At 63.9% G+C, this 6,548-nt stretch carries 9 protein-coding genes; 3 read left to right on the top strand and 6 right to left on the bottom strand.

The window, feature by feature from the left end; all coding sequences use genetic code 11:
• On the bottom strand, positions 1–413 hold a 413-nt coding region (locus tag XI08_RS13060; RefSeq protein WP_271574689.1), incomplete at its 3' end, for an antibiotic biosynthesis monooxygenase family protein.
• Positions 414–708: 295 nt separating this feature from the next.
• Between XI08_RS13060 and radC the strand changes: the two genes are divergently transcribed.
• A complete protein-coding gene (radC, locus tag XI08_RS13055; RefSeq protein WP_271574688.1) occupies positions 709–1,422 on the top strand; it encodes a RadC family protein in 714 nt (237 codons plus the stop codon).
• Between the two features lie 22 nt (positions 1,423–1,444).
• Here the strand turns inward: radC and XI08_RS13050 are convergent, their stop codons facing one another.
• Genes XI08_RS13050 through XI08_RS13040 form a run of 3 tightly spaced genes read right to left on the bottom strand, consistent with a single transcriptional unit; the run spans position 1,445 to position 3,011 of the window.
• Positions 1,445–2,173, bottom strand: a complete 729-nt coding sequence (locus XI08_RS13050; RefSeq protein WP_271574687.1) for an alpha/beta fold hydrolase — start codon at positions 2,171–2,173, stop codon at positions 1,445–1,447.
• A gap of 2 nt (positions 2,174–2,175) precedes the next feature.
• Positions 2,176–2,511, bottom strand: a complete 336-nt coding sequence (locus XI08_RS13045; protein WP_271574686.1) for an ArsR/SmtB family transcription factor — start codon at positions 2,509–2,511, stop codon at positions 2,176–2,178.
• Between the two features lie 32 nt (positions 2,512–2,543).
• Entirely contained in the window at positions 2,544–3,011 is a 468-nt protein-coding gene (locus tag XI08_RS13040; protein ID WP_271574685.1) for an SRPBCC family protein, read from the bottom strand.
• A 170-nt stretch (positions 3,012–3,181) separates the two neighbouring features.
• Here XI08_RS13040 and XI08_RS13035 point away from each other — a divergent pair, with 170 nt between their 5' ends.
• Positions 3,182–3,967 carry a bestrophin-like domain gene (locus XI08_RS13035; protein WP_271574684.1) on the top strand — a complete coding sequence of 262 codons (786 nt, stop codon included), beginning with the start codon at positions 3,182–3,184 and terminating at the stop codon, positions 3,965–3,967.
• Between the two features lie 22 nt (positions 3,968–3,989).
• Here the strand turns inward: XI08_RS13035 and XI08_RS13030 are convergent, their stop codons facing one another.
• Both XI08_RS13030 and XI08_RS13025 read right to left on the bottom strand, forming a co-directional pair.
• Positions 3,990–4,310, bottom strand: a complete 321-nt coding sequence (locus XI08_RS13030) for a YMGG-like glycine zipper-containing protein (RefSeq protein ID WP_027548013.1) — start codon at positions 4,308–4,310, stop codon at positions 3,990–3,992.
• Positions 4,311–4,436: 126 nt separating this feature from the next.
• Positions 4,437–4,811 (bottom strand): hypothetical protein, encoded by a 375-nt coding sequence (locus XI08_RS13025; RefSeq protein ID WP_271574683.1) that lies wholly within the window; start codon positions 4,809–4,811, stop codon positions 4,437–4,439.
• Between the two features lie 261 nt (positions 4,812–5,072).
• Between XI08_RS13025 and XI08_RS13020 the strand changes: the two genes are divergently transcribed.
• Complete coding sequence (locus XI08_RS13020) at positions 5,073–6,461, top strand: peptidoglycan-binding protein (protein ID WP_271574682.1); 1,389 nt, start codon at positions 5,073–5,075, stop codon at positions 6,459–6,461.
• The last annotated feature ends 87 nt before the right edge of the window (positions 6,462–6,548 follow it).

The following is a 6,548-nucleotide window of genomic DNA, read 5'->3' as shown; positions in this document are numbered from 1 at the left end:
CACAGGATCGTCTCGGCCTTCGCCAGCGCCGCAAGGCGCTGGACGTACGGCGCAAATCTCGGATCCTTGCGAAAATTCTCGATGTCCCCTGCACTTGCCCATTGCGAGTAGTTGATCGCGCGCCGGCCCTCCTTGCTGGCGTGGACGCTGGACGAGATGAATCCGGGCTGCTTGCTGAAGAAGCTCTCGGTGCCTTCCTTCAGGAGTTGCACCAGCTTGTGCTGGTTGTCCGGCTCGACCGTGAAGACATTGACGAGGGTCGCGACGTCGCCGCCGGTGCGAATGGTCGCTTCCATTTTCGAGCTCCTGTTCTGGCCGTGGGACGGCGCTGCTTGCGCGGCGAGCAAGACGCCGGCTCCGAGGCCGGTGGCAACGAAGGTACGACGCGACGGCTCAGGTCTGGTCCGGGACATTGATGTTCTCCTGTTGCGGAAGATCGGCTGGCCACTCGACCGGCCGACAGCGCTGAGACGAACGAGGCAGGAGGACGAAGACAGCAGGCGTGAAATTTTTTCCGACGGCTCATTCGCCCCAACCGTAGACGGCGCCGGGAATCCGGGCCGGCAACATCCTGACCGGCTCCCGGCGTTGCCGATGCGCGAACTCTGCTGGCCAGAGCGCGCCGAAAAAGGCATGGCCGGATTGGTAAGCCCGGGGCCAGACACTTCGTGGTTGCAAACCGCGCGCCGTCCGGCATGGTTATGCCTGATGCCCGCCAAGACCGACCACGACAAGAGCAAGCCTGAGGACGCGCCGCACTATCACGGCCATCGCGAGCGGCTGCGCGAGCGCTTCTACAGCGCGGGCGCCGATGCGCTCAGCGACTACGAGCTTTTGGAGATGGCGCTGTTTCCGGCGCTGCCGCGGCGCGACACCAAGCCGCTTGCGAAGACGCTGATCAAGACGTTCGGCTCGTTCGCCGAAGTCGTGCACGCGCCGGTGGCGCGCTTGCGCGAGATCGACGGCATCGGCGAATCCGCGATCCACCAGCTCAAGCTGATCGCAGCCGCCGCGCATCGTGTCGCCAAGGGCGAGGTCAACAGCCGCAACGCGCTGTCGTCCTGGAACGAGGTGATCGACTACTGCCGCACCAGCATGGCCTTTGCCGACAAGGAGCAATTCCGCCTGCTCTTCCTCGACAAGCGCAACCAGCTGATCGCCGACGAGGTGCAGCAGACCGGCACCGTCGACCACACCCCGGTCTATCCGCGCGAGGTGATCAAGCGCGCGCTGGAATTGTCGGCGACCGCCTTGATCCTGGTCCACAACCACCCGTCCGGCGATCCCTCGCCGTCGCAAGCCGACATCCAGATGACCAAGGCGATCATCGAGATCGCCAAGCCGCTGGGGATTGCCGTGCATGACCACATCATTGTCGGTAGGAACGGGCACGCGAGTTTGCGGGGGATGAAGCTGATATAGCCGTTCGCGAAGGGAACGTCCCTCAGTGGAAGAAAGCTCGGGCAGCTTCCGAAATAGCTTCGGACGCCTGACGATCGTCGATCGAAGGCCGGCCATCGCCAGACTGAGGTCCGTAGTTCCCGAACTGGCTATGGACCATGCCCGCGACTCGAACAATTTGCGCATCAGTCGGCAATTCCACCGAGTGCTGTTCGATCGTTTCAGGTGCCATGATGCCATCGTGGTCCGCTACGATGGCGAGCACTTTAAGCGGAGACTTCGAAATATCGGAGCCACAATAGGTACCGAACAACACAATCCCCTGAAGATCGTCGCGGTGTTTGCTCGCGTAGTAACAGGCTGCCGCGCCTCCAAGCGAATGCCCGCCCACATACCAACGCTCGATCCCGGTCAACTGCTGGCGCATTTCGTCGGCTTGCCCGATCGAGAAGGCTGCGATGTTGAGGCGCGGCCGGCCAATGACGATATTGACCCGGGCTTGGCTAGCTAGCGCAACAAGCTTGGAGAGATACGCCCTCGGCTCAATCCGGAGGCCCGGATAAAACAAGAGTCCAATCGCTGACCGGGCAGCGGACGGGCGAATGACAATGAAACCATCGCGCTCGCTGATCACAACGCGAGAATCGTTCAGGGCGCGGGCCTGCGCCAGAGGGTCCGCTCTGTACGCATCGAGCGCCCATGCGATGAAACCGCCCCCCAGGAGCGTGGCAAGTCCTGTGCCCACGCCGATCGCAATCAGCAGCTTCTTCACGTCTAATCCTCCTCCAGGAGGCTGCCGAGTCGATCGAGACGACGCTCCCACGACGCCCGGTGTTCTCTGATCCAGTGCTCCAGGGTCTCGAATCCCGACATATCCAGGCTGCACATGCGTACGCGCCCCTTCTTGTGGGACTTGAGCAAGGCACAGGACTGAAGAATGCGCAGATGCTGGGTCACGGCCGTGACGGTGATACCGAGCGGCCTGGAAAGGTCCGACACGGACATTGGACCGGCACTCAAAAGGCGAATGATCCGACGGCGCGTAGAATCACCAAGGGCATCCAGGATTCGATCGACCCTGCCGATGCGCAAGGCCGCGGACGTGGCCATTGACACACTCCTCCGATTTTCCGTGCAGGTGCCTAGACGACCGGCTCAAGTCGATCGAGCAGAGCGCGCCATCCAGCCTCGCGAATTTTGGGACCGTCCGCACCCTCGAAGAAGACGGCCTGATGGGTCAGGACCAACAGTGTCCCCGAATTCTTTGGACGGAATTCCGCGGTCACGAGGGATGCGGATATGCGCCGCTCTCCTAACGTCATCGTGGACGCCGTAACAACGCGGCGATCGGCAACTACATCCAGAAAGTGCCCGTCGTAGGTGAGCGCGACCGAGGCGAAAGGCGTGCCCTTCTTGAAGCGGTATTGGGCGCGCTCTCGCCCTCCAACGGCAAAATCCATGCTGAAATGCTCGACGTCATGGTCAGGGCCTTCAGCAAACCAGTGGCGCTTCTTGGACGCGTCGGAAAAAGCCGCGAATACCTGGATCGGCGGCTTGAGATACATGCGCTCGATGACAAACGTGTTGTCGACGATGGATTGATCGGTCATTGCCACCCTGCTCATTAGTGAAGCCTATACTTCAGTATAAGCGCGCGGCGCGATAGTCAAGTAGCGACTTCAGTATCAGAAACCGTCCGCATGGAGAAGCCGGCGATTTGCGCACGCTGAAGCGCGGGATGCGGTTGATCTGAAGCTTCGAATCGAGCGACAAGAACAGCATGAGCGACTGGCTGCACAATCTGCCGCTGCCCTTGATGGCGCTGGTGATCTTTGGCTTCACCTATCTTCTGGCCGTTGCCATCTTCGCTGGCATCGCGCTTGTCGCGACCGGCGAGCGCGCCAAATCGCTGAAGGCGATCTCGCCGGGCATGTTGCCGGTGCTCGGCATCATCTTCGGCCTGTTCGTCGCCTTCACTGCGGCGCAGGTCTGGGGCGACAGCGACCGCGCCAGCGCTGCGGTGAGCCGCGAGGCCAGCGCGCTGCGAAGCGCCGTGCTGCTGGCCGCAGGCCTGCCGGCGGAGCAGGAGACGCGACTGCGGGGCCTCGTCTGCGACTATGTCGGACAGGCCGTCACGGTGGAATGGCCGATGATGGCGCATCAGGCGGTCTCGTTGAAAGTCACGCCGCCTGCGCTTGCGGAAGCGTTGCAGCTCGTCGTCGCGATGACGCCGCAAGGCACGGGGCAGGCGAATGTGCAGCGCGAGCTCATCGCCGCGCTGGAGCAGGCGCTGGATGCGCGGCGGCAGCGGATCATCGTCAGCCTAGCCGCAGTGAACCCGGTCAAGTGGTGGTGCCTGTACCTCCAGGCCGTCTGCGCGCTGCTGGTGATCGGCCTCGTTCATTGCGACAACCGCCTGGGATCGGCGATCGCGATGGGCCTGTTCGCGACGGGAGTAGCCACCTCCGTCCTGCTCATCGCCGCACATGACCGGCCGTTCGCCGGCCAGATCTCGATCCAGCCCGAGCCGCTGCTCCAGATCATGCCGGCGGCAGCAAAGAGCTAGAGCGCGAGCGCTCCATCAGGCCTCAATAGCAATATCGGGGATCGACCGGGACGTAGCGGCCGTCGGGGCGCTGCATGTAGCAGCCGCGCTGATAGGCGTAGTAGCCGGAGCGGCGGCGCTCGCCCTCGGAGGCGATCGCGGCGCCCGTGCCGGCACCGACGACGGCGCCAATTGCTGCACCGCGGCCTCCACCGATCGCGCCGCCGAGGATCGCCCCGCCGACACCGCCGATGATCGCGCCGCCGACGGCGTCCTGGGCCGCCGCCTCATGCGCCGGCATCGCCATCGCAACCGTCAGACACGCGGCGATCCCAAGACTTCCAATGCGAAGACCTCGAAGCATGCTCGACCTCCCCTGTGGTGAGCCGTGTCATAGCGCCGGAAGCGAATTCGAGCCAGACAAATTGCCGGCGCCGCGCGACGGCAGCCGGATCATACCATGTGCGATGCACATGCAGGCCGTCTAAGGTCAGGGCTCCATCCAGCGCTGCACGGCCTCGGCGGTGTCGGCGGGCGTGGTGTTGAAGCAGATCGCCGCATTCGGCGCCAGGCGGTGGACGAGGTTGAGCACCTTCTCGAACAGCAGCAGGCGCTCCTTCGGCTCGCGCAGGCCCGCGCCGATCACGATGCAGTCGAAGCTCTCGTCGCGCAACGCCGCCGTCACCGCGGCTTCCGCTGCCGCATCGACATCGATCAGGCAGCTCGTGACGTGATAGCCGAGATCGCGCAAGCGCAAGAACTGCGCCTCGATGTAATTGCGCACGAGCTCCGGCGTCAGTTGCGGGAATGCGCTGTAGTCCGCAACGCCGGGTTCGATGCCGATCGCGAGGACGCGCTTGGCCATGCAAGCCTCCTGGGCAAGCCTCCTGACCGCGTGCGTTGCTAACGGGCGGAGGACCCCGCGGGTTCCCTCATTGTCGGACGCCCTGCGATGCCGGTCCCGCCGCTGATTTTCCCGCTGGAGCTGTAAGCCATTTCACATGCGCCTAGCCGGCAACCTGCCACATTTGCGCCGATCACGCTGGAGTCACGCCCCGATCACGGGGCCTGGTTCATTCTGACTTTCATACAATTTCGATAATTCATATTTTTTCGGGAGCTGGAAATGGTCTCATTCGAGAGTCTGAAAGGCGAATACGAGCGAAATTGGTCCAGTCTTGAGATCCGGCCTTCACGCGTTGCCGACGCCAATGCCGTCGCACGCAAGGCGATCAACGGCAAGGCGACCTATCAGCAGATCGAGCGGCTGACCGGTGTTCCCTGGTATTTTGCCGCCCTCTGCCACTATCGCGAGTCCAATTTCGATTTCGACACCTATCTCGGCAACGGCGAGTCGATCCATCGCGTGACGACCATCGTTCCGAAAGGGCGCGGTCCGTTCGCCACGTTCGTGGACGGCGCCGTGGACGCGTTCAGAATCGAGAATTTCATCGGCGCCCAGGACTGGGGCATCGAGCGGATGCTGTTCCGGCTCGAGGCGTTCAACGGCTTCGGCTATCACGCCAAGGGCTGCAATTCGCCCTATCTCTATGGGGGCTCGACATTGTACGGCCCGCCCGAGGCGAGGGGCGGCAAATTCGTCCGCGACCACGTGTTCGACTCGAACCACGTCGATTCCCAGCTCGGCACCGCCGTGATCCTGCATGCGATGATGTCGCTCGATTCCTCGATCACCCTCGACGGCAGCCCGCAATTCGTGGGCCGGGCCGAGCCCGAGGACGACATCGCCTCGACGGTCGTTCTCATGCAGCAGGCGCTCAACAAGCTCGGCGCCAATCCGCCGCTCGCAGAGGACGGCATCAGCGGACCGAAGACCAGGGCTGCGGTCTCGCAGTTTCAGCAGCAGAACGGCCTGAGGGATAGCGGGCTTCTCGACGGAGCCACGGTCGCCGCCATCACGCGCGCGGCGCAGTCGGGCACCGCCGGGCAGACCCGCGATCTGTCCCAGGCCCTGAAGCGGCTGGAAGACCTCGCGCAATTGCTGCGACCGTCCGCCGGCGGCGTAACGCCGGGGACGACGACACCGGGCAACACGCTGCCCGCCACCAACGACCCGATCAGCCTGTTCGAACGGCTCTTCTCCCTCATCAACAAGACGGCGCCCATGCCAGGACCAGTCACCCCGACCAATCCCGCCCCGGTCGATCAGCTGAAGCAGGTCGTCGACCTGCTCAGCGCCCTGCTCAACAAGGACGGCAAGCCCGTGCTCGGCCAGGTCAACGGCGCGCTCGGCGAGACCATCGGCAAGTTGCTCGACGGCAAGAAGACCGCACTCGGCATCGGCGGCTCGGTGCTCACCGCACTGCTCTCGTCGGTGACGGCGACCCCCAACGCAGGCGGCATTGCCGGATTGCTCGGAACGATCGTGTCGGCGGTGCCGGGGCTCGGCCAGTTCGCGATGCCGATCTCGCTGGCGCTCACGGCCTGGGGCGTGCTCGGCAAGCTGGAGAAGTGGGCGCAGGGCACTGCGCCGCCGCCGAAGCCGACGACGTAATCTGCGGCCATCCTTCGAGACGCCCGCCTACGGCGGGCCCTCAGGATGAGGTTGCGTTTCGCGGCGAGATATCAGCCCCTCATGGTG

The sequence above is a fragment of the Bradyrhizobium sp. CCBAU 11361 genome (assembly GCF_028128935.1).
In the GTDB taxonomy this organism is placed as follows: domain Bacteria; phylum Pseudomonadota; class Alphaproteobacteria; order Rhizobiales; family Xanthobacteraceae; genus Bradyrhizobium; species Bradyrhizobium niftali.
The sequence above is the reverse complement of the archived record's forward strand: the minus strand, read 5'-3'. Positions and strand labels throughout refer to the sequence as shown.

What these genes read in the sequence shown, in the direction of transcription:
- XI08_RS13020 (WP_271574682.1), top strand. Translation starts at nt 5,073, where the DNA reads ATGGTCTCATTCGAGAGTCTGAAAGGCGAATACGAGCGAAATTGGTCC.
- radC (WP_271574688.1), top strand. Translation starts at nt 709, where the DNA reads ATGCCCGCCAAGACCGACCACGACAAGAGCAAGCCTGAGGACGCGCCG.
- XI08_RS13035 (WP_271574684.1), top strand. Translation starts at nt 3,182, where the DNA reads ATGAGCGACTGGCTGCACAATCTGCCGCTGCCCTTGATGGCGCTGGTG.
- XI08_RS13030 (WP_027548013.1), bottom strand. Translation starts at nt 4,310, where the DNA reads ATGCTTCGAGGTCTTCGCATTGGAAGTCTTGGGATCGCCGCGTGTCTG.
- XI08_RS13045 (WP_271574686.1), bottom strand. Translation starts at nt 2,511, where the DNA reads ATGGCCACGTCCGCGGCCTTGCGCATCGGCAGGGTCGATCGAATCCTG.
- XI08_RS13025 (WP_271574683.1), bottom strand. Translation starts at nt 4,811, where the DNA reads ATGGCCAAGCGCGTCCTCGCGATCGGCATCGAACCCGGCGTTGCGGAC.
- XI08_RS13040 (WP_271574685.1), bottom strand. Translation starts at nt 3,011, where the DNA reads ATGACCGATCAATCCATCGTCGACAACACGTTTGTCATCGAGCGCATG.